Source organism: Pseudomonas sp. TR47 (assembly GCF_044143025.1).
Taxonomy (GTDB): domain Bacteria; phylum Pseudomonadota; class Gammaproteobacteria; order Pseudomonadales; family Pseudomonadaceae; genus Aquipseudomonas; species Aquipseudomonas putida_E.
In genome coordinates this window covers 71,669-95,728 of record NZ_JBHFCS010000009.1, presented here as the reverse complement: position 1 = coordinate 95,728, position 24,060 = coordinate 71,669, and the positions used below count along the sequence as shown (strand labels likewise).

The window sequence follows — 24,060 nt, the reverse complement described above, 5'->3', positions numbered from 1 at the left end:
TCTGTTTCACATCAGCGCTGACTGATTACTGCTTGGCCACCTTGGTGCTGGCACTCAGGTAGTCGATCAGGATGCGACCGGTCTCGGACAGGTAAGCGTCGTCTTCGGGCTTGGTGTTTTCATCCTCGGTCGGCAGGGCGTCCTCGTCCTCTTTCTTCAGTTCCTTCAGCGGCTCTTCACCCTTGGCCTTGCGGCGGATGTTTTCCAGCGCCAGCTGTTTGGCCTCGATCTCATCGTGGCGGGCACGGCGGTCCTGCTCGTTGAGGCTGACGGTTTTCTCGTTCATCAGCTTCTGGGTCAGTGCCAGGCGGTCACGGATATAGGTGAACTCCGCGTCCTTGTCGCTGCGCGCTTCATGCTGGGCCTTGAGCTGCGCCAGGAAGGGCTTGAACGGGTCGGCCGCCGGCTTGACCACCGGGCGGATGGTGTCCCACGGCATGGCCTCGGGCAGGGCGCTTTCACCGATTTCCTTGGTGTCGATGATCGACGGGTAGTCGATGTCTGGCAGCACGCCCTGATGCTGGGTGCTCTGCCCGGACACCCGGTAGAACTTGGCCAGGGTCAGTTTCAGCTCGCCATGGTTGAGCGGCTGGATGGTCTGTACGGTGCCTTTGCCGAAGGTCTGGCCGCCTATGATCAGGGCGCGGTGGTAATCCTGCATGGCGCCGGCGAAGATTTCCGAGGCCGAGGCCGAGAGGCGGTTGACCAGCAGCACCAAGGGGCCTTTGTAGAAGGCGCCAGGGTTTTCGTCTTCTAGCACGTCAACCCGGCCATCGCTGTTGCGAACCAGCACCGTGGGGCCTTTCTCGATGAACAGGCTGGTCAGCTCGGTGGCTTCTTGCAGGGAACCGCCGCCGTTGTTGCGCAGGTCGATGACCACGCCGTCGACTTTTTCCTTTTGCAGTTCGGTGAGCAGCTTTTTCACGTCGCGCGTGGTGCTCTTGTACTCCGGGTCCCCGGCTCGGTAAGCCTTGAAGTCCAGGTAGAAGGCCGGGATTTCAATGATGCCCAGCTTGTAGTCACGGCCAGCCTGCTTGAGTTTGAGCACCGACTTCTTGGCCGCCTGCTCTTCAAGCTTGACCGCCTCGCGGGTGATCGACACCACTTTGCTGGTCTGGTCGCTCGGGGCATTGCTGGCCGGGATGATCTCCAGGCGCACAACCGAGCCTTTCGGGCCACGGATCAGCTTGACCACTTCGTCCAGGCGCCAGCCGACCACGTCGACCATTTCCTTGTTGCCCTGGGCGACGCCGATGATCTTGTCGGCCGGGGCCACCTGCTTGGTCTTGGCCGCAGGGCCGGCAGGTACCAGGCGCACGATCTTGACCTGGTCATTGTCGCTCTGCAGCACCGCGCCGATGCCTTCGAGCGACAGGCTCATGTTGATGTCGAAGTTTTCGGCGTTGTCCGGCGACAGGTAGTTGGTGTGCGGGTCGTAGGACTGGGCGAAGGTATTGATGTAGGCCTGGAAGATGTCTTCGGCACGGGTCTGGTCCAGGCGCGACAGCTGGTTCTTGTAACGCTTGGTCAGGGTTTCCTGGATCTGCTTGGGCTCTTTGCCGGCGATCTTCTGGCGCAGCACCTCGTCCTTGACGCGCTTGCGCCACAGGTCGTCCAGCTCGGCCTGGTTCTTCAGCCACGGGGCGTCCTTGCGGTCGATGAGCAAGGTTTCCTTGGCGGTGAAGTCCATCTTGTCGACGCCCTTGTTCAGCTCGGCCAGGGCGAAGTCCAGGCGTTGCTTGACGCGGTCCAGGTAGCGCTTGTAGATGGTGAAGCCCGGGTCGAGGTTGCCGCTTTTGAGGAAGTCGTCGAACTGCCTCTTCCACTTGTCGAACTCGGCAATGTCGGCCGCAGTGAAGTAGCTGCGCGCAGGGTCGAGCAGCTTGATATAGCTGTCGTAGATGATCACCGAGCGGGCGTCATCGAGCGGCGGCTTGCTGTAATGGTGGCGTTTGAGCAACTCAACCACGTTGAGGCTGGCGACGATTTCGTCACGGTCCGGCTGCAGGCTGTCCCATTTGTTGGCGGCCGCCGCATTGCCGCCGAGCGTGAGGCTGCCCAGGCCGATCATCAGGGCCAGGGCGGTGCTTGGGAGGAAATGCTTCATGCTGATTCGACGTGGAGGCAATTGATCACGCATAGTAGGCCGTCTTTTCCGTTGCCGGTTCCATGGAGCCGGACAAATACTGCAAAAAGCCAGGGGCGTGGATACCCCAGGCTCAGTCATGTCAATCAACTATGGAGGCACTGTGAAGGCATTGCAAGGCGAAGACGGACATGTGGAGTGGGTCGAGGCCGAGCGCCCAGCCCTGGATGCCGGCCAGGTACGCATCCGCGTGGCTGCGGCGGGCCTGAACCGGGCCGATCTGTTGCAGATGAAGGGCCTTTATCCGCCACCACCCGGTGCCAGCCCGTACATGGGCCTGGAATGCGCCGGGGTAGTGGAAGAAGTGGGGCCAGGCGCCGACTGGCGGGTAGGCGACCGGGTGTGCGCGCTGCTGGCCAGCGGGGCCATGGCCGAGGAAGTGGTGGTCGATGCCCGCCATGTGCTGCCGGTGCCCGAAGGCCTGAGCCTGCACGAGGCAGCAGCACTGCCCGAGGTCTACGCCACCGCGTGGTTGAACATTTTCCAGCTCGGTGCGGTGAAGGCCGGCGAGAAGGTGCTGGTACACGCCGGTGCCAGCGGTGTCGGCTCGGCAGCCATTCAGTTGTGCAAGGCGTTCGGCAACCCGGTGTACGTCAGCGTTGGCTCGCAGGACCGCCTGGCGTACTGCCAGGCCCTGGGCGCGACGGGCGGAGTGGTGCGCAACGAAAACCTGGAAGCGCTGGAGGGCATGGGCCCGTTCGACGTGATTCTCGACCCGGTGGGTGCCAGTTACGGGCAGCTCAACCTCAAGTTGCTGGCACGCGATGGGCGCTGGGTGATCATCGGCCTGATGGGCGGGCGCACGGTTGAACTGGACCTGGCGCAGGTGCTGGGCAAGCGCCTGGAAATCACCGGTTCCACCTTGCGCAACCGTGATGACGGGTTCAAGGCCGAGCTGCTGCGTGAGCTGCAGCAGCAGGTGTGGCCGCTGTTCACCGAAAAGCGCTTGTCGCCACAGCTGGTGGACACCTACCCGGTCGAATTCGCCCAGGCAGCGTATGCCGAGCTTGAGAGCAATCAGGTGTCGGGCAAGCTGGTGATGGTGATCGACGCTAGCCTGGCGTGAGATTGCCGGGGCTGCCTTGCAGCCCATCGCGACACAAGGCCGCACCTACAGGGCGGCCTTGTGTCGCGAAAGGGGCGCAAAGCGCCCCCGTGGCCGTCAAGACCAGCTCAGTATCGGCCAGCCATTCTTCTCGGCATGCTCGCGCAGCACCGCATCCGGGTTCACCACATGCGGATGGTCCACCTTGAGCAACAACGGCAGGTCGTTGCGCGAATCGGAATAGAAACTCGCCCCCTCCAGGTTTTCCTGCTCCTGGTCCAGCCACTCCAGCAAGCGGGTGATCTTGCCCTCCCGGTAAGCCAGCACCCCATGGGTCTTCCCGGTATACACCCCGTTCACAGCCTCCAGCTCGATCGCCAGGTACTCGTCCACCCCTAACCGCGCCGCAATCGGCCCGACCAGGTGAGTGCCCGAGGCGGAAATGATCAGGATGCGGTCGCCACGCTTGCGATGCTCGGCGATGCAGCGGCAGGCATCACCGAAAATGATCGGCTCGATGACATCCTCCACCCATGGCTCCACCAGGTGCTCGACCTCTTCCAGCGTACGCCCGGCAATCGGCTCCAGGCTGAAGGCCATGTACTCTTCCATCTGCAGGTGGCCTTTGCCGTAGGCCTCCATCAGGGCATGGTCGCGGCGCAGGAACTCCTTGCCGTCGACCCAGCCCAGCCGCGCCATTTGCTCGCTCCACAGCGACGCGCAGTCGCCATGGATCAGGGTTTCATCCAGATCGAAAATTGCCAGTGCCATGCGTTGAATCTCCTTAGGCCACTTCCCGTAGCGCCGTGGGGTCGATCGACAAGGATACCCGCTGGCCGTCCGCGTGCAGGTCGGCCGATGAGCGATTGAGCACATCCACCACCAGCTCCACGTCACGAACCCGTACCCGGTAGCGGATCACATTGCCCAGCAGGCTGTGGCTGCGCACTTCGCCGTCCAGTTCGCCATCGCGGCTCAAGGTGATCGACTCGGGGCGAATCGCCAGGCGGCTGGCCACCGGGCGTTGCAGCAGGCGGCTGGCACTGTCCGGGTCGAGCAGGTTGTAGTTGCCGATGAAGCCGGCGGCAAACAGGTCCACCGGGGCCGTGTACAGGGTTTCGGCGTCGCCGCTCTGCACGATGCGCCCCTGGTTCATCAGGAAGATGCGATCAGACATCGTCAGCGCCTCTTCCTGGTCATGGGTAACGAAGATGGTGGTCAGCCCCAGTTCGCGCTGGATGGCGCGGATCTGCTCGCGCAGGTGCTTGCGAATACGCGCATCCAGCGCCGACAGCGGCTCGTCGAGCAGCAGCAGGCGTGGCCGGGTGACCAGCGAGCGGGCCAGAGCCACCCGCTGGCACTGGCCACCGGACAGCTGGTGCGGGTAGCGCCCGGCAAAACTGCCCAGTTCCACCAGTTCCAGCGCCTCGCGCACACGTACTTGAGTGTCACTGGCCTTGACCTTCTGCATGCGCAGGCCAAAGGCGACATTCTGCTCCACGGTCATGTTGGGGAACAGCGCATAGCTCTGGAACACCATGCCGATGCCGCGCTTTTGCGGGCTCAGCGGCACGATGTCCTGGCCGTCGAGCAGGATCTGCCCGCCGTCCACCGGGGTCAGCCCGGCGATGCAGCGCAGCAGGGTGGACTTGCCGCAGCCGGAAGGGCCGAGCAGGGTGACGAACTCGCCGCGTTCGATCTGGCAGTCGATGTTTTCGAACACCGGGGTGCCGCCATAGCGTTTGTGCAGTTTCTGTACGCTGACGAAGCTCATGTCAGGTCTTGTCCTTGTTCAGGCGGTTGGCGACCCAGGTCAGTACCAGCACGAAGGCGAAGTACGAGATCACCAGTGCGCTGTTGAAGTGGCCGCTGCTGTTGCGCATGTTGTTCAGGTACACCTGCAGGGTCTCGTAGCGCGTGCCGACCAGCAGGTTGGCGAACACGAACTCGCCGAACAGGAACGAGAACGACAGCAGCAGCGCCACCATCAGGCCTTTGCGCAGGTTGGGCAGCACCACCAGGAACGCCGCCTGCCAAGTGCTGGCGCCGAGCAGCTGGGCGGCGTCCATCAGGTCGCGCAGGTTGATCGCCTGCAAGTTGTTGGTGATCGCCCGGTACATGAACGGCAGGGCGATGGTGAAGTAGCAGCCGATCAGGATCCACGGCGTGCCGACCATGGCCATAGGCCCGCTGCCGTACAGCTGCAGCAAGCCCACCGAGGACACCACCGGCGGTACCGCGAACGGCAGCAGGATGAGGATGTTCATCAGTGCGTCGAGCCTGGGGAAGTGGTAGTGCACCACGAACAGCAGTGGCAGGATCAGCACCACCGACAGCAGCAGCGCGCCCACGCACACCAGCAGCGACTGGCCGAAGGCCGCCAGAAAGCGCGGCTCGCCCCACAGCGCCACATACCACTTGAAGGTCAGGCCGCTGGGCAGCAGGCTGGCTGACCAGCTGGTGGCCAGCGAGTAGAGCAGGGTGCCGGCCAGTGGTAGCAGCAGAATGAGAAACAGCAGGTACACCACGGCGCGGTGATAGAGGCTGCCGGCGCTCGGCCTGGTTGAGCGGTTAGCGTGCATGGTAGCTCCGTTTCAGCAGCCATTGATGGACGACCGTGACCACCGTCATCAAGCCCACCAGCACCATGGCCAGCGCGCTGGCCAGGTTGGGGTCCAGGCTGATGTCACCGGCCACCAGGCCGGCGATGCGGATCGGCAGCACGTTGAAGTTGCCGGTGGTCAGCGCATACACCGTGGCATACGCGCCCAGGGCATTGGCCAGCAGAATGACGAAGGTACCGAGCAGGGCCGGGGTCAGCACTGGCAGGCCGATGTGCCGCCAGTATTGCCAGTGGCTGGCGCCCAGCAACGCGGCCGATTCGCGCCAGTCTTCGCGCAGGGCATCGAAGGCCGGGTAGAGCAGCAGTACGCCCAGGGGGATCTGGAAGTAGGTGTAGACCAGGATCAGGCCGCTTTTGGAGTAGATGCTGAAGTCTTCCAGCAGGCCAACCTGCTTGAGCAGCAGGGTCAGCGCCCCGTTGAAACCGAGCAGGATGATGAACGCGAAGGCCAGCGGCACGCCGGCGAAATTGCTGGTCATGTTGGCGAAAGCGCTGACGAAGTCGCGCAGGCGCGAATCCACCTGGCGCAGCGAGTAAGCACCGAGGGTGGCGATGATGATGCCGAACAGGCTCGACCAGAAGCTGATTTCCAGGCTGCGTTGCAGTGCCTGCAGGTAGAACTTCGAGGCGAACACCTTGCTGAAGTTGGCCAGCCCCCAGCCCGCTTCCGACTGCACGCTGTTGATGGCCACCCAGGCCAGCGGGGCGATCTGGAAGATGACGAAGAACACAGCGAACGGCAGCAGGCAGAGCAGGGCCAGGTAGCGCCCGCGGGCGCCGGCATTCACTTGAGCAGCTCCCGGCAGACGGTCTTGTCGTGGGCAACGCCCAGCAACTCGCAGATGGTGCCACACAGCTCGGTTTGCAGCGGCTTGGCGGCCGGGTCGAGGCTGAAGGCGTCGCCAAACACGAACAGCGGCACTTCGCGCTCTTCGGCCAGCAGGCCGTTGTGCGAGCGGTCGTTGTTCATGCCGTGGTCGGCGGTGACCAGTACCTGGTAGCCCTCTTCGAGCCAGTGCGGCAGGTAGTCGGCCAAGAGGATGTCGGCGCTGCGCGCAGCGTTGCGGTACTGGCTGCTGTCCAGGCCGTGGCGGTGGCCGGTGTCGTCGATGCTCATCGGGTGCACCAGCAAAAAGTTCGGCGCATGGCGGCGGCGCAGGTACTCGGCGTCGGCCAGCAGGTGCGAGTCGGGGTAGCGGTCGTCCCAATAGAACAGGCCATGCTGGATCGGCAGCTTCGGCGCGTGGGTATGGCGGTCGCGCTGCGGGTCGAAGGGCGAGCGGTTGTACAACTCGCTCATCCAGTGATAAGCCGCCGCAGCAGTGCCCAGGTTGGCCTCGCGGGCGTAGTGGAACACGCTGCGCTGGTTGGACAGGCGGTTGACGTTGTTGTGCACGATGCCGCTGTCGATCGGCGCCACGCCGGTGAGGATGCACTCGTACAGCGGCCGGGACAGCGACGGCAGCTCGCATTCCACGCGGTACAGCGCGGCACGGTCGGCTTCGACGTAAGCGTGCAGGTGGCCCATGGCGTGATGGGCCACCTGGTGGTTGAGGCCGTCGAGCAGGACCAGGATGACATTGTGTTGCATGGTGGCTCCCTGTGGAGCTGCAAGCTTCAAGCTACAAGCTGCAAGAACGAGCCGGCATGTCGATCACCTGCTTGCACTTGTAGCTTGCAGCTTGCAGCTTGAAGCTTCTTCATTCCATCTCGATGATGACTTGCTCCTGCCACATCTGCGGCAGCTTTTTCGAGGTCGCTTCCCACACTTCGGGTTTCTTGATCGGCTGCGCAGCGCCGTACTGCTCGTTAGGCAGCAGCTTGGCCTGCACGTCCGCGGGCAGTTTCAGGTGCTCGGCGCGGATCGGCCGGGCATGCCCCTTGGCCAGGTTGATCTGCCCGGCATCGCTGAAGATGTACTCACGCGCAAGCTTGGCTGCATTGGGGTTTTTGGCGTACTTGTTGATGATGGTGGTGTAGCCGGAGATGACCGACCCGTCCGAGGGGATCAGCACTTCGAAGCGTTTCGGGTCGATCTGGTCGCGGTAGCTCAGGCCGTTGAAGTCCCACACCACGCCCACTTCGACCTCGCCTTTCTCCAGGGTCTGTATGGTCGGGTTGGCCAGCGACAGGCGCTTCTGCTGGGCCAGCTTGGTGAACAGCTGAAGGCCCGGGGCGACGTTGCTCTCATCGCCCTTGTAGGCGATGGCTGCGGCCAGCACGCCGTTGGCGGCCTGGGCGGCAGTACTGACATCGCCGATGGCGACCTTGTACTTGCCTTTTTCCAGGTCGTGCCAGGTTTTAGGGCGTTCCTCTTCCTTCACCAGGTCCTTGTTGATGATGAAGGCGATGGTACCGGTATAGGCCAGCGCCCAGTGACCATCCTTGTCCTTGGCCCAGCCCGGTACCTGGTCCCAGGTGCTCGGTTTGTACGGCTGGCTAACGCCCTTGGCCACGGCAATCGGGCCGAAGGCGGCACCGACGTCACCGATATCGGCGCTGGCGTTGTCCTTCTCGGCATCGAACTTGGCGATTTCCTGGGCCGAGCTCATGTCGGTGTCGGTGTGCTTGAGGCCGTACTTGCTGGCCAGGTCTTCCCAGGTGCCTTTCCAGTTGGCCCAGGCATCGGGCATGCCCACGCTGTTGATCGTGCCCTCCTTGCGGGCAGCGTCTTCCAGGGCCTTGAGGTCGGTGCCGGCGGCCATGGCCGAGGTACACAGGGCCATGGCCGAGCCGAGCAGTGACGCCATGAACAACTTTTTCATCCGAAGCTCCTTTGGGTGGGTGCCTTGCGCGATCGTTGTTATGAGTGAAGCCTTGCTTGGCTAACCTTTGGTCTAGGTCAGCAAACCTTGCGCCAAGGTAGGCCGGTTGCGTGACAATTTGATGTAAGGGAAGGGTTGAACCAGGTGCTGCCGCCTCCTGCGAATACAGCGTAGACCAGATCGCAAGCCCCGATTCATAAGGCTTGGCCCGAATCTGGCAGTGCTCTGATGAAGTGTGTACAGCTGCTTTGTCACAGCATGTTCATCAGCCCTGCCTAGGCTTGCACTATTCTCCAAGTGCCCTGTTCTGGGGCTGGACTAGTCCAGATAGGTAACCCTTGATGCAGTCGACGCCACCGCGTGCGGTAACAGCCATCTGCCATGCCTTGCAGGAGCAGATCGAGCACGGCCTGCTGGCGCCGGGCGGCAAGCTGCCGGCCGAGCGCAAACTCAGCGAGGTGTTCGATACCACGCGTATCACCCTGCGTGAGGCGCTGGTGCAGCTGGAAGCCCAAGGGCTGATCTACCGCGAAGAGCGGCGCGGCTGGTTCGTCGCCCCCGAGCGGCTGACCTACGACCTGATCGAGCGTAGCCACTTTCACGCGATGGTGCGGGACCAGGGGCGGGTGGCCAGTACCGAACTGCTTTCGGCCCGGTTGCAGCCGGCATCGGCGGCCATTTGCGCGCGTCTGCACCTGCCGGCGCTGTCCAGCGTGATACGCATCTGCCGGTTGCGGCGTATCGATGGGCGGGCGGTGCTGTATGCCGAGCATTACCTCAACCCGCGTTACTTCCCCGACATCCTCGAACATGACCTGGCGCAGTCGCTGACCGAGATTTATGGGCGGGTCTACGGCATCCGCTACGGGCAGGTGTGCTTTGAAATCCTGCCCACGGCGTTACCCGTGGCTGCGGCCGCAGCCTTGAAGGTATCCACCGGCAGCCCGGGGCTGCATATCACCCGGGTCAACAGTGACCAGCATGGGCACCTGATCGACTGTGACCTTGAGTATTGGCGCCATGATGCGATCCGCATCCGCGCCCAGGCCGGATAGCGGCTGCTGGCGATGGGCCTAATCGGTGGTCCCGCCGGCCTCTGCCATCGCGCCGCCACCCGCCGTCACCACCTGTACCGACAAGCGTGGCATCGCCAGGTCCAGCCCGGCTGCATCTAGCTGGCGCTTCAAGGCCAGGTTGAACGCCCGCGACACTTCCCATTGCTTGATGGGTGCGGTCTTGAAGCGTGCCCGCAGAATCGCCGAACCAGACTCGAAACTTTCTACCCCTTGCAGCTCAAGGGGTGACCAGATATTGCGGCGCATCAGTGGATCGTTGCGCAGTTTCTGCCCCACTTCGCGGATCAGCGTGATGGCCTGGTCGATGTTCATGCTGTGCGGGATGGCCACACGGAAGATCGCATAGCCGAACTCGCGCGAGTAGTTCTTGATGCTCTTGATCTCGCTGAACGGGATGGTGTGCACGATGCCATCGATGTCGCGCAGGCGCACGGTGCGGATGGTCAGGCCTTCAACGGTGCCCAGGTGGCCACCCACATCGACATAGTCGTCGATGGCCAGGGAGTCTTCGATGATGATGAACAGGCCCGTGATCAGGTCGGCCACCAGCGACTGCGCGCCAAAACCGATGGCCAGGCCGATCACCCCGGCACCGGCCAGCAGCGGCGTGACGTTCATGCCCATGTTGGCCAGGGCGACGATCAGCGCAATGATGAAGATCACCACGAACATCACGTTGCGGATCAGCGGCATCATGGTTTGCGCGCGGGCGTTGGCCAGGCCCCGGCGTGAACGCACCAGGGCGTGGTGCACGGCCGTGTCGGCCAGTATCCACACCAGCCAGGCGACAATCAGCGTGCCGGCCAGGCCCAACAGGCGCAGGCTGACTTCATGGCCCTCACCTTCGGCGAAGCTGATCATCGACTGGCCCCAAACGCGCAGCCCCAGCTCGATGAACACCAGCCAGATGAACAGGTGCACCAGCACATAACCGAAGTTGCGCAGGCGCTCTGTGTATACCGCTTGCCGCTTGTTGGCGCGCTTGGGGTTGGCGGCGTGGCGGCGCACCAGGCCATTGAGCACCATGCACACCACCACCAGCACCGTGCACATCAGTGACTGGCGCAGCGCGGTGCTGGTGTCGCCGGCCGACACGAAGGTGGCGAACAGCGAGATCGCCACCAGGATCATCGCCGGTATGTACCAGAAGCTGCCAAGGATTTCGATGGTGTCGCTCAGGGTGCGCCGGGTCAGGCGCCGCGACAGTGGCTGGTTGCGGATCAGGTGGGCGATCGGGCGGCGGAAACGCAGGGTGAACAGCCCGGTGCACAGCGCGGCGATCACATTGGCCAGGGTGGCCAGGGCGTGCGCCAGATGTGTACCAAGGGCGACGGTCAGGCGCGGGTCGCTCATCGCTTCGCCAAAGGCGGCGAAGCTGCCGATCAGCCACAGCGGCCGAAATGCCTGGTGGCGCAGGATGTGCAGCGCGCGGTGGCGGTGCGGGCCGTCGAGCAGCGAGAAGGCGATCACGCAGATGGCCGAAAAGCAGGTGCCTACCACCAGCGCATAGGCCAGCACCATGGCCATGGACTTGCCAAGCGAGGAGGGCAGGGCAAAGCTCAGGTACACCGTGAACACCAGCGCCACCAGCCACGGCCCCAGCTTGCGCAGGGCGAAGCGCACCAGGTCCCAGGTGCGCGGGTGCTGTGGCAACTCCTCGGTCAGGCCGAAGCGCACACGCACCCGGTGGCCGATCCAGTTGAATGCATAGGCCAGCAGGCTCCACACGGCGATGATCGCGGCAAAGCCGAACAGGATCGCCGGCCACTGGTGCACGGGCACCACCAGTTCAGCCAGCTCCGCCTGGGCCTGGTCGATTTCCAGCGCCCACCGCTGGAACGGGCTGGCGTCGCCGCTGAACTGCTTCTCGAAATCATGCAGCGCACCGCCGATCAGGCCCAGCACGCCCTGCTCGACGGTGGGTTGCGACTGCTTGGTGGCATCGCGCAGCTTCTTCAGGTCGGCCAGCAGCTTGGCGCGTTGCTGGTCGTTCTCCAGGTTTTTGATCACCTCGTCCAGCGATTTGCCCAAGGGCTCGGTGGCTTCTGGCTGGGCCGGCGCACTGGAGCCAAGCAGGCCAGGCAGGCCGGCGGCCTGTACCGGGGAGATGAACAGAAACAGCAGCAGGGCAAGGCAACGCAGGAGGGCTGGCACCGGGAAATCTACCTCAGGTCAAACGATTGGCCGAGTGTAGAGGTTTATGTGGGGAGTTTCTCCAGGATCTTCCAGCAGGTGAGGCCGAAGATGCCCAAGGTGCCGATCCACATCATCAGCACACCGACGTCGCGCTCACGCAGGCTGAAGCCGATGGTCAGCAGCATCAGGAACCCGAACACGGGGACGAACAGGGACAGGAAGGGGGACATGGCTGCAATCCTTTTGCGTGGGGCATGCCTTAAGCATAGCGGGTGGCAAGCGAAGCGGGATTGACCCTGGGCAGTTGGTTGTCAGTACCGGCCCTATCGCCGGCAAGCCGGCCCCCACAGGTTCGGCAGCGCTGCTGTCAGTGTGGGGGCCGGCCTGCCGGCGATAGGGCCAGAACAGGCTCAGGGCAGTTCGCGGCTGCGGTAGAACGCGGTCAACACCTTCACCAGGTGCGCCAGATCCTGGCTGCCGCACAGTTCACGTATCGAGTGCATGGCAAAGGTCGGCAGGCCGATATCGACCGTGCGCACGCCCAGGTGGCTGGCAGTGATCGGGCCGATGGTCGAGCCGCAGCCCATGTCGCTGCGCACCACGAAGCTCTGCACCGGCACTTCTTCGGCCATGCACAGGTGGCGGAAGAAGCCGGCAGTTTCGCTGTTGGTAGCGTAGCGCTGGTTGTTGTTGACCTTGATCACCGGCCCTGCATTGAGCTTGGGTCCGTGGTTGCCGTCATGCTTGTCGGCGTAGTTGGGGTGCACCCCGTGGGCATTGTCGGCCGAGACCATGAGCGAGCGCTGGATGGTACGCACGTAAGTGTCGCCGTCCGGCAGCAGGCGCTGCAGGGTCTGCTCGAGCATCGGGCCGTCGGCGCCGCAGGCCGAGCAGCTGCCGACTTCTTCGTGGTCGTTGCACACCAGCACGCAGGTTTCGTCACTGTCAGCGGCCAGCAGCGCCTGCAGGCCGGCGTAGCACGACAGCAGGTTGTCCAGGCGCGCCCCGGCGATGAAGTCACCGTTCAGGCCGATCAGTGCGGCGTCCTGGGTATCGTAGAAGCTCAGCTCGTAGTCCAGCACCACGTCGGCGTTGAGCTGGTGTTCACGGGCAAGCTGCTCGGTGAGCAGGGCGCGGAAGTCGATGCGCTCGTCGCCGGCCACCTGGGCCAGGATTGGTGGCAGTTCGTTCTGCGGGTTGATCTGCCAGCCTTCGTTGGCAGTGCGGTTGAGGTGGATCGCCAGGTTGGGAATGATGGCGATCGGCAGCTTGAAGTCGATCAGCTGGCTTTCGACCTTGCCATCACGCCGGAAGGTCACGCGGCCGGCCAGTGACAGGTCACGGTCGAACCACGGCGCCAGCAGGGCGCCGCCGTACACTTCCACACCCAACTGCAGGAACCCTTGGCGCTGCAGCTCCGGCTGCGGCTTGACCCGCAGGCACGGGCTGTCGGTGTGCGCACCGACCATGCGAATGCCACCCAGCAGCGGCGCTTGCTTGCCCAGGTTGATGGCGATGATCGAAGAATCGTTGCGGGTGACGTAATAGCGGCCGCCAGGCACCGTGGCCCAACTGTCACGCTCGTCCAGGCGCTGGTAGCCGGCCGCTTCGAGGCGCAGGGCCAGGCTGGCGGTGGCGTGGAAGGGCGTAGGGGAGGCCTTGAGAAAATCGATCAGGCCGGTGTTCAGTGCTTCGCGCATAACTCACTCCAATTCGAGCTTCAAGCCGCAAGCTGCAAGCTTCAAGCAAGAGCAGGCCGCGGAGCAAGCTGCAACGCGATCTGTTCTGGCTTTTCTTGCAGCTTGTCGCTTGAAGCTTGCAGCTTAAAAAGGTGCAGGGCACTCGAACTTCAGCCGCTCACCGGAAACCGGGTGGGTGAAGCTCAACATGGCCGCATGCAGGCACAACCGCTCATGTGCCGCCAGCGCCTCGGGGTTGGCATACAAACGGTCACCGAGCAGCGGGTGCCCGATCGACAGCATGTGCACGCGCAACTGGTGCGAACGGCCGGTGATCGGCGTCAGCTCCACCCGGCAGTGGTCGCCGCAACGCTCGAGGATGCGCCAGAAGGTCAGGGCGTGTTTGCCTTGCTCATGGTCCACCACATGGCGGGGCTTGGTGGGCGGGTCGTAGCGCAGGGGCAAATCGATGCTGCCGCTGTCCAGCGCCGGTTGGCCCCAGCACAGTGCGGTGTAGGCCTTCTCGGTCTCGCGGTCGTGGAACTGGCGCGACAGCTCGCGGTGGCTGTCGGCATCGCGGGCCAGCAGGATGATGCCGGAGGTTTCCCAGTCCAGGCGGTGGACGATCAGCGCATCCGGGTAGCCGTTTTCCTGCAGGCGGGTGATCAGGCAGTCCTTGTTGTCATCGGCGCGGCCTGGCACCGACAGCAGCAGGGTCGGCTTGTTGACCACCAGGATGGCGGCGTCTTCATGAAGGATCTGGACGTTCGACAGCGGCATTGCGGGTTCTCGGTCAAATCGGGGAAAACCATTGGGGCCGCAAAGCAGCCCCAATGATCAAGCCCGTTCGCTGTATCAGCGATCGGGCAAGGTGATGTTCAGCTCCAGAATCGAGCAACTGCCCTGGTTTTCCAGTTCGATGTGCACATCATCGCTGCCGATGTTCACATACTTGCGGATCACCTCGAGCAGCTCTTTTTGCAGGGCCGGCAGGTAGTCCGGTTCGCTGCGCTGGCCGCGCTCATGCGCCACGATGATCTGTAGACGCTCTTTCGCCACCGACGCACTGGTCTGTTTCTGTCTGCCACGAAAGAAGTCAAAAAGGTTCATGGTTTATTTGCTCCCGAAAATGCGCTCGAAGAATCCCTTCTTCTGTACATCGATGAAGCGCATCGGCTTCTCTTTGCCCAGCAGGCGGTCGACCGCGTCGCTGTAGGCCTGGCCAGCATCGCTCTGATCATCGAGAATGACCGGGATACCTTGGTTGGACGCCTTGAGTACCGCCTGCGACTCCGGGATCACACCCTTGAGCTTGATCGACAGGATCTCTTCCACGTCGGCCACGCTCAGCATTTCGCCCTTGACGACACGCTCGGGGTGGTAACGGGTGATCAGCAGGTGCTCCTTGATCGGCTCTTCGCCGTTTTCAGAGCGGCGCGACTTGCTCGACAGGATGCCCAGCATACGGTCGGAGTCACGTACCGAAGACACTTCAGGGTTGGTCACGACGATGGCTTCGTCGGCGAAGTACATGGCCAGGTGCGCGCCTTTCTCGATACCCGCCGGCGAGTCGCAGATGACGTACTCGAACTGTGCTTTCAGTTCCATCAGTACCTTTTCGACGCCTTCCTGGGTCAGTGCGTCCTTGTCGCGGGTCTGGCTGGCGGCCAGCACATACAGGTTCTCAAGGCGCTTGTCCTTGATCAGGGCCTGCTGCAGGTTGGCTTCGCCGTTGACCACGTTGACGAAGTCGTAAACCACGCGGCGCTCGCAGCCCATGATCAGGTCGAGGTTACGCAGGCCCACGTCGAAGTCGACGATGACCGTCTTGTGGCCGCGCAGTGCGAGGCCGGTGCCGATGGCGGCGCTGGTGGTGGTCTTGCCCACACCCCCCTTGCCGGAAGTAACGACGAGAATCTTGGCCAAGGTGTTTCACCCCTAAATAAGTCGGGACAGGCGTCCCAGCAAAATGCAAAAAAACGGCAACAGGTAAAAAAGTTGCTCTAAAAATGACGGCAAGTATCCGTTAAAGACGGGTGATGTTCAACACGTCACCGGACAGGCTGACTTGCACGCCGCCGCCCCACAGCGGGTCGCGGCGCAGGTCCTCGCAGACCTTGTACTGGCCAGCGATGGAGACCATTTCGGCGGTCATCTGCTGGCAGAAGATACGGGCCTTGGTGTTGCCTTTGATGCCGGCCAGGGCGCGGCCGCGCATGGCGCCGTACACATGGATGTTGCCATCGGCCAGAAGTTCCGCACCCGGGCTCACAGAGCCTGTGACCACCAGGTCGCCACCCTGAGCATAGATCTGCTGGCCGCCACGTACAGGCGAAGTGATGATCCGGGTCGGGCGGATTTCCGGCTCTGCAGCGGGCGCCGGCGCCGGCTCGGGCTTTTTCACTTCCGGCTCCGGCTCCAGCGGCCGCTCACGGGCGCCGGAGGGCGGCAATACCGGCAGGTCGATGGCGATCGCGGCAGCGATGTCCTCGATGCGGTTTGCACGGATCGCCAGGGTTCGCAGGCCGTGGTGACGGCAGATGCGCATCAGCCCGGGCAGGTCGATCGCCCCTTCGTCGGCCGGCAGCTTGTCCAGCGCCAGCACCAACGGTGTGTTGCTGAAAAAATTGGGGGCTTGGGCCACTTTCGCCGCCAGCTGGCGGTCGAGGGCTTCAAGGTCGTTGCGCCCCAGCTCCAGCACAGTGATGGCGAGCATGCTGCCCTTGAGCTGGAACACGGATGCGGTGTCGGGTGTGTGGTTTGGGCTCATGGTCTGCATAGACGGCTTGTTGCGGAAAAAGTGCCCTGACTTATAACGATAAGACCGGTTGGCCGCAACCGGCGCCGATCCGATGTAGAATGCTCGGCCTTTGACTTACCGGAAGCTTCAATGGAACGCCCGCGTTTTCGTCCCTATTTCCTTCACCCCAGGTTCTGGGGCCTGTGGCTGGGCCTGGGCCTGCTGTGGCTGGTGGTGCAGTTGCCCTACCGCGCCCTGTTGTGGCTTGGCGCTGCCCTGGGCGCGCTGATGTACCGGGTGGCCGGTGAGCGCCGACGCATCGCTGCACGCAACCTGGAACTGTGTTTCCCCCAGATGTCCGTCGACGAACGGCGCCGTTTGTTGAAGGCGAATTTCGCCTCCACCGGCATCGCCTTCTTCGAAATGGCCATGAGCTGGTGGTGGCCCAAGGCCAGGCTGGCGCGCCTGGCGCACATCGAAGGCCTCGAGCACCTGCAAGCTGCGCAGCAGGCCGGGCAGGGCGCGATCCTCATGGCCGTGCATTTCACCACCCTGGAGATCGGCGCCGCGTTGCTGGGCCAGGTGCACACCATCGACGGCATGTACCGCGAGCATGGCAACCCGCTGTTCGACTTCATCCAGCGCAGCGGCCGTGAGCGCCACAACCTCGATTCGCTGGCGGTGGAGCGTGAAGACGTGCGCGGCATGCTCAAGCTGCTGCGTGCCGGCCGCGCCATCTGGTATGCGCCCGACCAGGACTACGGCGCCAAGCAAAGCCTGTTCGTGCCGTTGTTCGGCATCCAGGCGGCTACGGTTACCGCCACCACCAAGTTCGCCCGCCTGGGCAAGGCGCAGGTCATTCCCTTCACCCAGAAGCGCCTGGAGGATGGCAGTGGCTATCGCCTGGTGATCCACCCGCCGCTGGAAGGCTTCCCCGGTGAAAGCGAAGAGGCCGATTGCCTGCGCATCAACCAGTGGATCGAAGGCGTGTTGCGCGAGTGCCCGGAGCAATACCTGTGGGCGCACCGGCGCTTCAAGTCGCGGCCTGAAGGTGCGCCGCGGCTGTATGACAAGAAAAAGCGCTGATCATGTGGGCGCCGGCCTGCCGGCGATGAGGCCAGCACTGGCGGTAAGAGATCCAGGGAGCAAGACATGGCCCCACCCCCGACTACCGGCCTGATCCTCTCTGGCGGCGGCGCCCGCGCCGCCTACCAGGTCGGCGTTCTGGCCGGCATCGCCGAGCTGCTGCCTGCCGGCGCAGCCAACCCCTTCCCGGTGATCGTCGGTACCTCGGCCGGCGCCATCAATGCCGTGACCCTGGCCAGTGGCGCAATGCGCTTCAGCGAGGCAGTGCAAAGGCTCACCGCCTTCTGGCAGAACCTGGGCAGCCACCTGGTGTTGCGCAGCGACTGGCCCGGTGTAATCCGCCAGGCCAGCCGCTTTGTCGGCCACAACCTGCTGGGGCTGGGTGGCCAGGCACCGGTTGCCCTGCTCGACAGCAGCCCGCTGCGCGGCCTGTTGCAGTCGCACATCGACCTCGATGGCATTACCCATGCTTTGGCCAGCGAGCAGCTGCGCGCGGTGGCGGTAACCGCATTCGGCTACGAGTCTGGCCAGGCGGTGACCTTCTACCAAGGCCGCGGCACCATCGACGCCTGGCTGCGCCACCGCCGGCTCGGTGTGCCCACGCCCTTGACCGTTGACCACCTGCTGGCCAGCTCGGCCATCCCGCTGCTGTTCGCCCCGGTGCGGCTCGGCGATGAGTACTACGGCGACGGCGCGGTTCGCCAGTCGGCGCCGATCAGCCCGGCCCTGCACCTGGGTGCCAGCCGCGTGCTGGTGGTCGGCGTCAGCGGCAACCCGCAGCGGCCAGCGCCGCCGCTGCCGACCCAGCGCGTGTTCAGTGGCCATCAGCCAAGCCTGGCGCAGATCGCCGGGCACATGCTCAACAGCACGTTCATCGACAGCCTGGAAGGCGATATCGAGCTGTTGCAGCGTTTGAACCACCTCAGCCGCCTGCTGCCCGCCCACCTGGATGCGCGACGCCTGGGCCTGGCGCCGATCGAGGTGCTGGTGGTGGCGCCCAGCCAGCCGCTGGACGAAATTGCCGCACGGCATCGGCGCGAGCTGCCGGCAGCGCTGCGCTTGTTCCTGCGCGGGCCGGGGGCGACGCGGACCAGCGGGGCGGGGGTGTTGAGCTACTTGCTGTTCGAAGCCAGCTATTGCAGCGAGCTGATCGAGCTGGGGCGGCGGGATGCGCTGGCCAAGCGGCGGGAGCTGGAGCAGTTTCTGGGGGTGTAATCGAACCTACGCGGCGCGTAGGAGCGGCCTTGTGTCGCGAAAGGGCCGCAAAGCGGCCCCATCGATAGTTGCAGCGCCGCTGAAAACCTGGGGCCGCTGTGCGGCCCTTTCGCGACACGAGGCCGCTCCTACAGCGGTTGTGCAAGCAGCACGTTACTCGGCAATCTGCAGCTTGCGCGACTGGGTGTACACATACCGAACCTTCTCGTACTCGAACGGCGAGTTGAGCTGGCCATAGCGGAATTTGGTGGTGTAGCGCTTGTCCACCGCGCGCAGCAGGAAGATTTCCGGATGATCGGTGCTGACCTCGGCCATGTTCAGGTAATTGATCGCCTGTTCGCCAGCGTAATCCACCACCACCCCGGTGGTATCGCGCAAATTGGACGGCCCAAGCACCGGCAGCATGATGTATGGCCCATCAGGCACGCCATAGAACCCCAACGTCTGGCCAAAATCCTCGCTCTGGCGCGGCAGGCCCATCTTGGTCGCCGGGTCCCATAGCCCACCCACACCGATGATGGTATTGAACATCAGCCGTGCGGTGATCTCTGCCGAACGCTTGGCCTTGAGCTGCAGCACGCTGTTGAACAGGTTCGGCACATCGCCCAGGTTATTGAAGAAATTGCTCACCCCGGTGCGCACGAACCTGGGCGTCACGTACTGGTAGCCACCCACCAGCGGCAGCAGCACCCACTGGTCCAGGCGGTAGTTGAAGTGGTAGATGCGCCGGTTCAGCGACTCCAGCGGGTCGTATATGTTGAGCGCCGCCAGGGTGGAGCGCTCGAATTCGCGCTGGTCCAGGCCTGGGTTGAATTTCAGCTCGCGCAGCGGGTCGGTGAAGCCGTCGGCTTCGGGGGCCAAGGGTTCGGCGGTTACTTGAGGATCGGACTCGATCACGCTGGTGCGCGGCGCGGTTTCCGCGGCCAGGGCATTGCCGGCAACCAGCAGGGCGGTGGCGAAGAGGAATTTGTTAACCACGGAAGAACTCCAGCATGGCGTCGCTGTTGACGCGGTAGTTGAGGTTGCCGCAATGGCCGCCATGGGGGTACAGGGTCAGGCGCTCGCCGAACACCTTGCGCAGGAAGCCGATATCGCCAGGGCCGAGGATGACATCATCGGCATTGTGCATCACGGCGATTTTCGGGCTGTCGCGCAGGTAGTCCTCCAGCGCGTACAGGCTCACCTGGTTGACCAGTTGCAGGATGCTGTTGCCGTCGGTGCGGGCGCGCCACATCGGGATCACCTGCTCGGTCATGTAACAGTCGAAGTCGCACTGCAGGGCACGCTTGAAGAACGGCGTAAGGCTGCTGCCCTCGGTGATCGGGTACTTCGGCGGGATGATCAGGCCACGGCGGTTGATCAGGTCCGACGTGAAGGCGATGTCGGCCGCCGAGAAGCGGAACGAGGTGCCGATCAGCATCGCCATCTGTTCGTTGGACAGGTGCTGGCGCGACTGCTGGAAGTCATACAGCAGCGCCTCGTTGAGGTCGATGTAGCCCTTGTCCTGGAAATAGCGGGTGAGCTTTTCCAGCATCAGCTCATAGAACGTGGTGCTGCGGTCGATGCCTTTGACCTGGGTCTGCACCAGTTTGTCGAGGTTGTTGATCGAGGTGTACAGGTTGACCGGCGGGTTGAGCAGCAGCACACGCTTGAAGTTGAAGCTGCGGCGGGTTTCATCCAGGTGGCTGACGAACGCCGCGTCCAGCGCACCCAGGCTGTAGCCGGTGAGGTAGTACTCGCTGATCGGCAGGCGCGGGTGCTGGGCACGTACGGCTTGCATCACACGGTACATGTCTTCGGCGTCTTCCCGGCTGATGCCCGGGGTGGCGAAGCGCGAGGCGGCGCTCATGAAGTCGTAGCTGGTCGGCGACGACAGCTGAACCACGTGGTAACCGGCCTGGTAGAACAGTTTTTTCAGGTATTCGTTGATGGTGCTCGAATACGGCGCGCCGGTGCCGGCGATGATGAAGATCAGCGGCGCTTCATGGTCCTGGCGAGCCAGGCGGTACTTGAGCTTTTTCACTGCCCAGAAGTTGTCGGGCAGGGTGAATTCACGCTCCGGGCGCAAATTGAGGCTGTAGTCGCTCTGGTCGATCTCGTCGTCGCTGGGCAGCGTCGGGCGCTGATCGGGCGGCGTCGTGGCGATCGTCGCCTCGAACGGGTTGGTCAAGGGGAAGCCGTAGGTTGCGGCGTCGATGTCGCGCGCAGAAGCGGCCACAGCCATGAGCAGGCCGCCAAGAAGGGCGGCTAGGCGCCAATATCGAAGCATGTAATCCCCCAGAAAGAACGCGAGCAAGGTACTGCGCTACGCAGGCTAGGACCACAGGTGCCTTGGCAAAGTTGCCAAGTGCGGTGGCCTTTGGTGTGCTTGTTATCTGCAACATAGCTGCAGATTGTGATTTTGCCTTACAACCGGCCTTGGGCGATCATGGCTTGTTTCGATTACTGCTATTGGAGAACGGGATGTCTCGTACCTTGCCGGCTGCGCTGCTGTTGCTGTTTCTCGCCTTGTGGCTGGCTGCCAGTTACGGCGTGCGCTACGGGTTGATGGAAGATGCGCAGTGGGTCGGCCTTTGCGCCGTACCGGGTGAGCACTGGCAGTGCCAGGTGCGCTCGATGCTGGGGCTGGGGATTCACTTTCAGGTGATTGCCTGGGCCGGGCTTGCGCTGGCGTTGCTGGCGCAGGTGCTTGGCGGGCGCAGCGGTTGGTGGCTGGCGGTGTTGGCGCTGGTGTTCGGCCTCCCGGCGCTGGTGCTGTATACCGCCAGCATTGCTGTATTTGCGGTGGTGCTGGCGGGGTTACGGCTGGTACGGCAAGCGCGTCGCGCCTGACAGGGGCTGCCGTGCAGCCCATTCGCCGGCACCTGGGTATCAAGCCTTGCGCACCCGCAAACTCCGCCACAACGCCGCAGCCATCAGCACACTGACCACCGCCCATCCCCAGGCCTGCTGGTTCTCCAGCCCTTCCCGGTACAGCTGCGGCATCACGCCAGCCCCGACGATAAACGCCAGCAACGCCACCTCCGCCCGTGCTGCCACCACCGGGCGCAGCAGGTAAACCAGCGCCGGCAACGCCAACGCCGCGGTAGGGCAACTGCGATAACGCGGGTCGAACACCATCGCCAGCATGCTCACTGCCGCGGCAAAGCCTGCCGCCAGCAATAGCCACCCTGCGCGCGCCTCGAGCCAGGCAAACACACGCTCCCGCCAGCCAGCCCGGCGCGCCAACGCAAGTACCGCATGGGCCAGTACCATCAGGTTCAACCCCGCCAGCAACGCCGCCCACAGCCATTCCCCGGCAAACCTTGCGTGGGTCCGCATCAATTCGCCCCACAGCCCCAGGCAGCCAGCGCCAAACGCCGCCAGCAACGGCAACAGCAACGCCCCGGTCGCGGTGCCAGGGCGCCCAGCGAACACCAGCATCACTGCCATCAACACCGCGCTTGCCAGCAACCACTGGGGCCAGTAGTGCAGGTTGCTCACAGGGCCCTCGAGTACGCCTTTGTCCTGCCGGTCGGCATCGTACAGGCCCCAGTAGCCGCCCACCGCGCCTTCGCTGACGCGCTTCCACGGCTGGTCGAAGGCTTCGATCAGGTTGTAGTGCCAGCCATTGGCCTCGGCCATGGCGACGAAACCGCGGATGAAGCGTGCCTCGTTGGCCCGGCTGGGCACAGCCGTCTCGCGCTGGCGGCCTTCGCTGGGCCAGCCAGTCTCGCCGATGAAGATATCCTTGGGCGCAAAGCGCGAGCCGAACACCCGGCGCACATCAGCGACATGCGCCAGGGCATCGTCGATACCGCGCGGGTCGTCCTCCCAGTAGGGCAACAGGTGAATGGTCAGGAAGTCCACCGCTGGCGCCACCTGCGGGTGCTGTAGCCAGAACTCCCAGACATCGGCATAGGTCACCGGCACCTTGACCTGGCGTTTCACTTTGCCGATCAGCGCGGCCAGGCGCTCGCCAGTCACTTCCTTGCGCAGCAGCGCCTCGTTGCCCACGATCACCGCACTGACCACGTCCGGGTTGGCGTTGGCGGCGGCGATCAGCAAGTCCACTTCCTTGTCGGTATCGGCCGGGTTGGCATTGACCCAAGCCCCGAGCATCACCTTCAGGCCATGCTTGCGCGCCAGTGCCGGAATCGCTTCAAGCCCGGTCATGGAATAGGTGCGGATGCACTGAAAACGTTCGGCCAACAGCGCCAGGTCGGCGTCCATGCGCGCCGGGCGCAAGCGAAAAGGCTGGTCGAAAGGCGACTGGTCCTTGTCGAACGGGGTATAGGAGGCGCACTGCAATTTGTGCGTGGGGCTGGCGGCGTCCGGCAGCAGGATCGGCTTGCCGAGCGTGTACCAGAGCGCCCCAAGCCCTGCAAGGGCAAGCAGGCAGGCGAACAGGTACAGCGGCAGCAACAGGCGGGCAGGGCTGGGCATCAGGCGGTCCATCGTCAGGCGCAAAGCGTTAGATAGTAGCCCGGCGCCAATCCTTTGGCATGCAAGGATCGCGCAGAATGGTGCAGGCAGACGCCGCTAATGGCACAGTGCTGTCGCAAAGGCATCGGGTACAGGTCGCAGTGGGAGCAGGTCACGCTTTGTTGCAGGAACATCATGCAATCTCCGAGACCTGACGAGGGGATGCTTTGATGGCAACTTTGAAAAAAATGCGACGACTCCTGGGGGCGGGCACCGCCCTGGTACTGGCCATGAGCGCTGCACAGGCCATGGCCAAAGAAGTGAGCATCGGTTACGTGGATGGCTGGGCCGACAGCGTGGCGACCACCAACGTGGCCGCCGAAGTGATCAAGCAGAAGCTCGGCTACGACGTCAAACTGCAGGCCGTGGCCACCGGCATCATGTGGCAGGGTGTGGCCACCGGCAAACTCGACGCCATGCTCTCGGCCTGGCTGCCGGTGACCCACGGTGAGTACTGGACCAAGAACAAGGACAACGTGGTCGATTACGGCGCCAACTTCAAGGATGCCAAGATCGGCCTGATCGTGCCGGAGTACGTCAAGGCCAACAGCATTACCGACCTCAAGACCGACGAAAGCTTCAAGCAGAAGATCGTCGGCATCGACGCAGGCTCCGGGGTGATGCTCAAGACCGACCAGGCCATCAAGGACTACGGCCTTACCGGCTACAAGCTGCAGGCAAGCTCCGGCGCGGCGATGACCGCCGAACTGGGCCGCGCCTACGGCAAGCAGCAGTCCATTGCCGTGACCGGCTGGGTGCCGCACTGGATGTTCGCCAAGTGGAAGCTGAAGTTCCTCGAAGACCCCAAAGGCGTTTATGGTGCCGCCGAGACGGTCAACAGCATCGGCAGCAAGGAACTGGCGACCAAAGCGCCGGAAGTGGCCGAGTTCTTGAAGAAGTTCAGTTGGCAGTCCAAGGATGAGATCGGCGAGGTGATGCTGGCGATTCAGGAAGGCGCCAAGCCTGAGGCAGCGGCCAAGGATTGGGTGGCCAAACACCCGGACCGAGTCAAGGAGTGGACTGGCAAGTAACGAATCAAACTTCGCGAAGCGGGGCTGCTGTGCAGCCCTTCGCGACACAAGGCC

General features: G+C 63.6%; 23 protein-coding genes. 6 read left to right on the top strand and 17 right to left on the bottom strand.

Going from position 1 to position 24,060, the window contains the following annotated elements:
* Positions 1-25 precede the first annotated feature (25 nt).
* Positions 26-2,107: a carboxy terminal-processing peptidase gene (locus ACEWE8_RS12175; protein ID WP_012313183.1), complete on the bottom strand. Its 2,082-nt coding sequence runs from the start codon at positions 2,105-2,107 to the stop codon at positions 26-28.
* A gap of 142 nt (positions 2,108-2,249) precedes the next feature.
* On the opposite strand from ACEWE8_RS12175, the gene ACEWE8_RS12170 reads away from it, so the two are divergent.
* On the top strand, positions 2,250-3,212 hold the full coding sequence (locus tag ACEWE8_RS12170) for an NAD(P)H-quinone oxidoreductase (RefSeq protein ID WP_046787416.1): 963 nt from the start codon (positions 2,250-2,252) through the stop codon (positions 3,210-3,212).
* Positions 3,213-3,308: 96 nt separating this feature from the next.
* On the opposite strand, the gene ACEWE8_RS12165 is transcribed toward ACEWE8_RS12170, so the two are convergent.
* From ACEWE8_RS12165 to ACEWE8_RS12140, 6 genes are all read right to left on the bottom strand, one after another.
* Positions 3,309-3,962, bottom strand: a complete 654-nt coding sequence (locus ACEWE8_RS12165) for an HAD family hydrolase (protein WP_395589309.1) — start codon at positions 3,960-3,962, stop codon at positions 3,309-3,311.
* Positions 3,963-3,975: 13 nt separating this feature from the next.
* Complete coding sequence (locus ACEWE8_RS12160) at positions 3,976-4,965, bottom strand: ABC transporter ATP-binding protein (RefSeq protein ID WP_046787415.1); 990 nt, start codon at positions 4,963-4,965, stop codon at positions 3,976-3,978.
* Between the two features lies 1 nt (position 4,966).
* Positions 4,967-5,773, bottom strand: a complete 807-nt coding sequence (locus ACEWE8_RS12155) for an ABC transporter permease (protein ID WP_046787414.1) — start codon at positions 5,771-5,773, stop codon at positions 4,967-4,969.
* The gene (locus tag ACEWE8_RS12150) at positions 5,763-6,602 is read right to left on the bottom strand and encodes an ABC transporter permease subunit (protein ID WP_039602573.1); all 840 of its coding nucleotides are present in this window, start codon (positions 6,600-6,602) and stop codon (positions 5,763-5,765) included. Before ACEWE8_RS12150 ends, ACEWE8_RS12155 begins: the two co-directional genes overlap by 11 nt.
* The gene (locus tag ACEWE8_RS12145; RefSeq protein ID WP_046787413.1) at positions 6,599-7,405 is read right to left on the bottom strand and encodes an alkaline phosphatase family protein; all 807 of its coding nucleotides are present in this window, start codon (positions 7,403-7,405) and stop codon (positions 6,599-6,601) included. Before ACEWE8_RS12145 ends, ACEWE8_RS12150 begins: the two co-directional genes overlap by 4 nt.
* Before the next feature lie 109 nt (positions 7,406-7,514).
* Positions 7,515-8,579 (bottom strand): ABC transporter substrate-binding protein, encoded by a 1,065-nt coding sequence (locus tag ACEWE8_RS12140; RefSeq protein ID WP_046787412.1) that lies wholly within the window; start codon positions 8,577-8,579, stop codon positions 7,515-7,517.
* A gap of 341 nt (positions 8,580-8,920) precedes the next feature.
* Between ACEWE8_RS12140 and ACEWE8_RS12135 the strand changes: the two genes are divergently transcribed.
* Entirely contained in the window at positions 8,921-9,634 is a 714-nt protein-coding gene (locus ACEWE8_RS12135; protein ID WP_046787411.1) for a UTRA domain-containing protein, read from the top strand.
* Between the two features lie 18 nt (positions 9,635-9,652).
* On the opposite strand, the gene ACEWE8_RS12130 is transcribed toward ACEWE8_RS12135, so the two are convergent.
* The 7 genes from ACEWE8_RS12130 to minC form a co-directional block, all read right to left on the bottom strand.
* Positions 9,653-11,809, bottom strand: coding sequence for a mechanosensitive ion channel family protein (locus ACEWE8_RS12130; protein WP_046787410.1), 2,157 nt, complete (start codon positions 11,807-11,809; stop codon positions 9,653-9,655).
* A 44-nt stretch (positions 11,810-11,853) separates the two neighbouring features.
* Positions 11,854-12,021 (bottom strand): hypothetical protein, encoded by a 168-nt coding sequence (locus ACEWE8_RS12125; protein WP_012313193.1) that lies wholly within the window; start codon positions 12,019-12,021, stop codon positions 11,854-11,856.
* Positions 12,022-12,201: 180 nt separating this feature from the next.
* Positions 12,202-13,491 (bottom strand): M18 family aminopeptidase, encoded by a 1,290-nt coding sequence (locus ACEWE8_RS12120; RefSeq protein ID WP_039603106.1) that lies wholly within the window; start codon positions 13,489-13,491, stop codon positions 12,202-12,204.
* A 123-nt stretch (positions 13,492-13,614) separates the two neighbouring features.
* Positions 13,615-14,250, bottom strand: coding sequence for an RluA family pseudouridine synthase (locus ACEWE8_RS12115; protein ID WP_012313196.1), 636 nt, complete (start codon positions 14,248-14,250; stop codon positions 13,615-13,617).
* 75 nt (positions 14,251-14,325) lie between these two features.
* The gene (gene minE, locus ACEWE8_RS12110) at positions 14,326-14,580 is read right to left on the bottom strand and encodes a cell division topological specificity factor MinE (protein ID WP_012313197.1); all 255 of its coding nucleotides are present in this window, start codon (positions 14,578-14,580) and stop codon (positions 14,326-14,328) included.
* 3 nt (positions 14,581-14,583) lie between these two features.
* The gene (gene minD, locus ACEWE8_RS12105; RefSeq protein WP_046787409.1) at positions 14,584-15,396 is read right to left on the bottom strand and encodes a septum site-determining protein MinD; all 813 of its coding nucleotides are present in this window, start codon (positions 15,394-15,396) and stop codon (positions 14,584-14,586) included.
* A gap of 100 nt (positions 15,397-15,496) precedes the next feature.
* Positions 15,497-16,249, bottom strand: coding sequence for a septum site-determining protein MinC (gene minC / locus ACEWE8_RS12100; protein ID WP_046787408.1), 753 nt, complete (start codon positions 16,247-16,249; stop codon positions 15,497-15,499).
* A gap of 111 nt (positions 16,250-16,360) precedes the next feature.
* On the opposite strand from minC, the gene ACEWE8_RS12095 reads away from it, so the two are divergent.
* Together ACEWE8_RS12095 and ACEWE8_RS12090 are read left to right on the top strand one after the other, a co-directional pair.
* Positions 16,361-17,296, top strand: coding sequence for a lipid A biosynthesis lauroyl acyltransferase (locus ACEWE8_RS12095; protein WP_046787407.1), 936 nt, complete (start codon positions 16,361-16,363; stop codon positions 17,294-17,296).
* Positions 17,297-17,362: 66 nt separating this feature from the next.
* The gene (locus ACEWE8_RS12090) at positions 17,363-18,511 is read left to right on the top strand and encodes a patatin-like phospholipase family protein (protein WP_174142141.1); all 1,149 of its coding nucleotides are present in this window, start codon (positions 17,363-17,365) and stop codon (positions 18,509-18,511) included.
* 153 nt (positions 18,512-18,664) lie between these two features.
* On the opposite strand, the gene ACEWE8_RS12085 is transcribed toward ACEWE8_RS12090, so the two are convergent.
* Positions 18,665-19,489, bottom strand: a complete 825-nt coding sequence (locus ACEWE8_RS12085) for a VacJ family lipoprotein (protein WP_080952166.1) — start codon at positions 19,487-19,489, stop codon at positions 18,665-18,667.
* On the bottom strand, positions 19,482-20,780 hold the full coding sequence (locus tag ACEWE8_RS12080) for a serine/threonine protein kinase (RefSeq protein ID WP_039603299.1): 1,299 nt from the start codon (positions 20,778-20,780) through the stop codon (positions 19,482-19,484). Before ACEWE8_RS12080 ends, ACEWE8_RS12085 begins: the two co-directional genes overlap by 8 nt.
* Positions 20,781-20,974: 194 nt before the next feature.
* Here ACEWE8_RS12080 and ACEWE8_RS12075 point away from each other — a divergent pair, with 194 nt between their 5' ends.
* Entirely contained in the window at positions 20,975-21,343 is a 369-nt protein-coding gene (locus ACEWE8_RS12075; RefSeq protein WP_046787405.1) for a hypothetical protein, read from the top strand.
* A 39-nt stretch (positions 21,344-21,382) separates the two neighbouring features.
* Here ACEWE8_RS12075 and ACEWE8_RS12070 read toward each other — a convergent pair whose 3' ends face one another.
* The gene (locus ACEWE8_RS12070) at positions 21,383-22,948 is read right to left on the bottom strand and encodes a beta-1,6-glucan synthase (RefSeq protein WP_046787494.1); all 1,566 of its coding nucleotides are present in this window, start codon (positions 22,946-22,948) and stop codon (positions 21,383-21,385) included.
* Between the two features lie 197 nt (positions 22,949-23,145).
* Here ACEWE8_RS12070 and ACEWE8_RS12065 point away from each other — a divergent pair, with 197 nt between their 5' ends.
* Complete coding sequence (locus tag ACEWE8_RS12065) at positions 23,146-24,006, top strand: glycine betaine ABC transporter substrate-binding protein (RefSeq protein WP_046787404.1); 861 nt, start codon at positions 23,146-23,148, stop codon at positions 24,004-24,006.
* Positions 24,007-24,060: the final 54 nt, after the last annotated feature.

Bases quoted from the DNA above. Each gene is read 5' to 3' on its own strand.
- ACEWE8_RS12155 (WP_046787414.1), bottom strand. From the start codon at position 5,773: ATGCACGCTAACCGCTCAACCAGGCCGAGCGCCGGCAGCCTCTATCAC.
- ACEWE8_RS12145 (WP_046787413.1), bottom strand. From the start codon at position 7,405: ATGCAACACAATGTCATCCTGGTCCTGCTCGACGGCCTCAACCACCAG.
- minE (WP_012313197.1), bottom strand. From the start codon at position 14,580: ATGAACCTTTTTGACTTCTTTCGTGGCAGACAGAAACAGACCAGTGCG.
- ACEWE8_RS12160 (WP_046787415.1), bottom strand. From the start codon at position 4,965: ATGAGCTTCGTCAGCGTACAGAAACTGCACAAACGCTATGGCGGCACC.
- ACEWE8_RS12115 (WP_012313196.1), bottom strand. From the start codon at position 14,250: ATGCCGCTGTCGAACGTCCAGATCCTTCATGAAGACGCCGCCATCCTG.
- ACEWE8_RS12070 (WP_046787494.1), bottom strand. From the start codon at position 22,948: ATGGACCGCCTGATGCCCAGCCCTGCCCGCCTGTTGCTGCCGCTGTAC.
- ACEWE8_RS12120 (WP_039603106.1), bottom strand. From the start codon at position 13,491: ATGCGCGAAGCACTGAACACCGGCCTGATCGATTTTCTCAAGGCCTCC.
- ACEWE8_RS12090 (WP_174142141.1), top strand. From the start codon at position 17,363: ATGGCCCCACCCCCGACTACCGGCCTGATCCTCTCTGGCGGCGGCGCC.
- ACEWE8_RS12135 (WP_046787411.1), top strand. From the start codon at position 8,921: ATGCAGTCGACGCCACCGCGTGCGGTAACAGCCATCTGCCATGCCTTG.
- ACEWE8_RS12175 (WP_012313183.1), bottom strand. From the start codon at position 2,107: ATGAAGCATTTCCTCCCAAGCACCGCCCTGGCCCTGATGATCGGCCTG.
- minC (WP_046787408.1), bottom strand. From the start codon at position 16,249: ATGCAGACCATGAGCCCAAACCACACACCCGACACCGCATCCGTGTTC.
- ACEWE8_RS12065 (WP_046787404.1), top strand. From the start codon at position 23,146: ATGGCAACTTTGAAAAAAATGCGACGACTCCTGGGGGCGGGCACCGCC.
- ACEWE8_RS12125 (WP_012313193.1), bottom strand. From the start codon at position 12,021: ATGTCCCCCTTCCTGTCCCTGTTCGTCCCCGTGTTCGGGTTCCTGATG.
- ACEWE8_RS12075 (WP_046787405.1), top strand. From the start codon at position 20,975: ATGTCTCGTACCTTGCCGGCTGCGCTGCTGTTGCTGTTTCTCGCCTTG.
- ACEWE8_RS12140 (WP_046787412.1), bottom strand. From the start codon at position 8,579: ATGAAAAAGTTGTTCATGGCGTCACTGCTCGGCTCGGCCATGGCCCTG.
- ACEWE8_RS12095 (WP_046787407.1), top strand. From the start codon at position 16,361: ATGGAACGCCCGCGTTTTCGTCCCTATTTCCTTCACCCCAGGTTCTGG.
- ACEWE8_RS12165 (WP_395589309.1), bottom strand. From the start codon at position 3,962: ATGGCACTGGCAATTTTCGATCTGGATGAAACCCTGATCCATGGCGAC.
- ACEWE8_RS12080 (WP_039603299.1), bottom strand. From the start codon at position 20,780: ATGCTTCGATATTGGCGCCTAGCCGCCCTTCTTGGCGGCCTGCTCATG.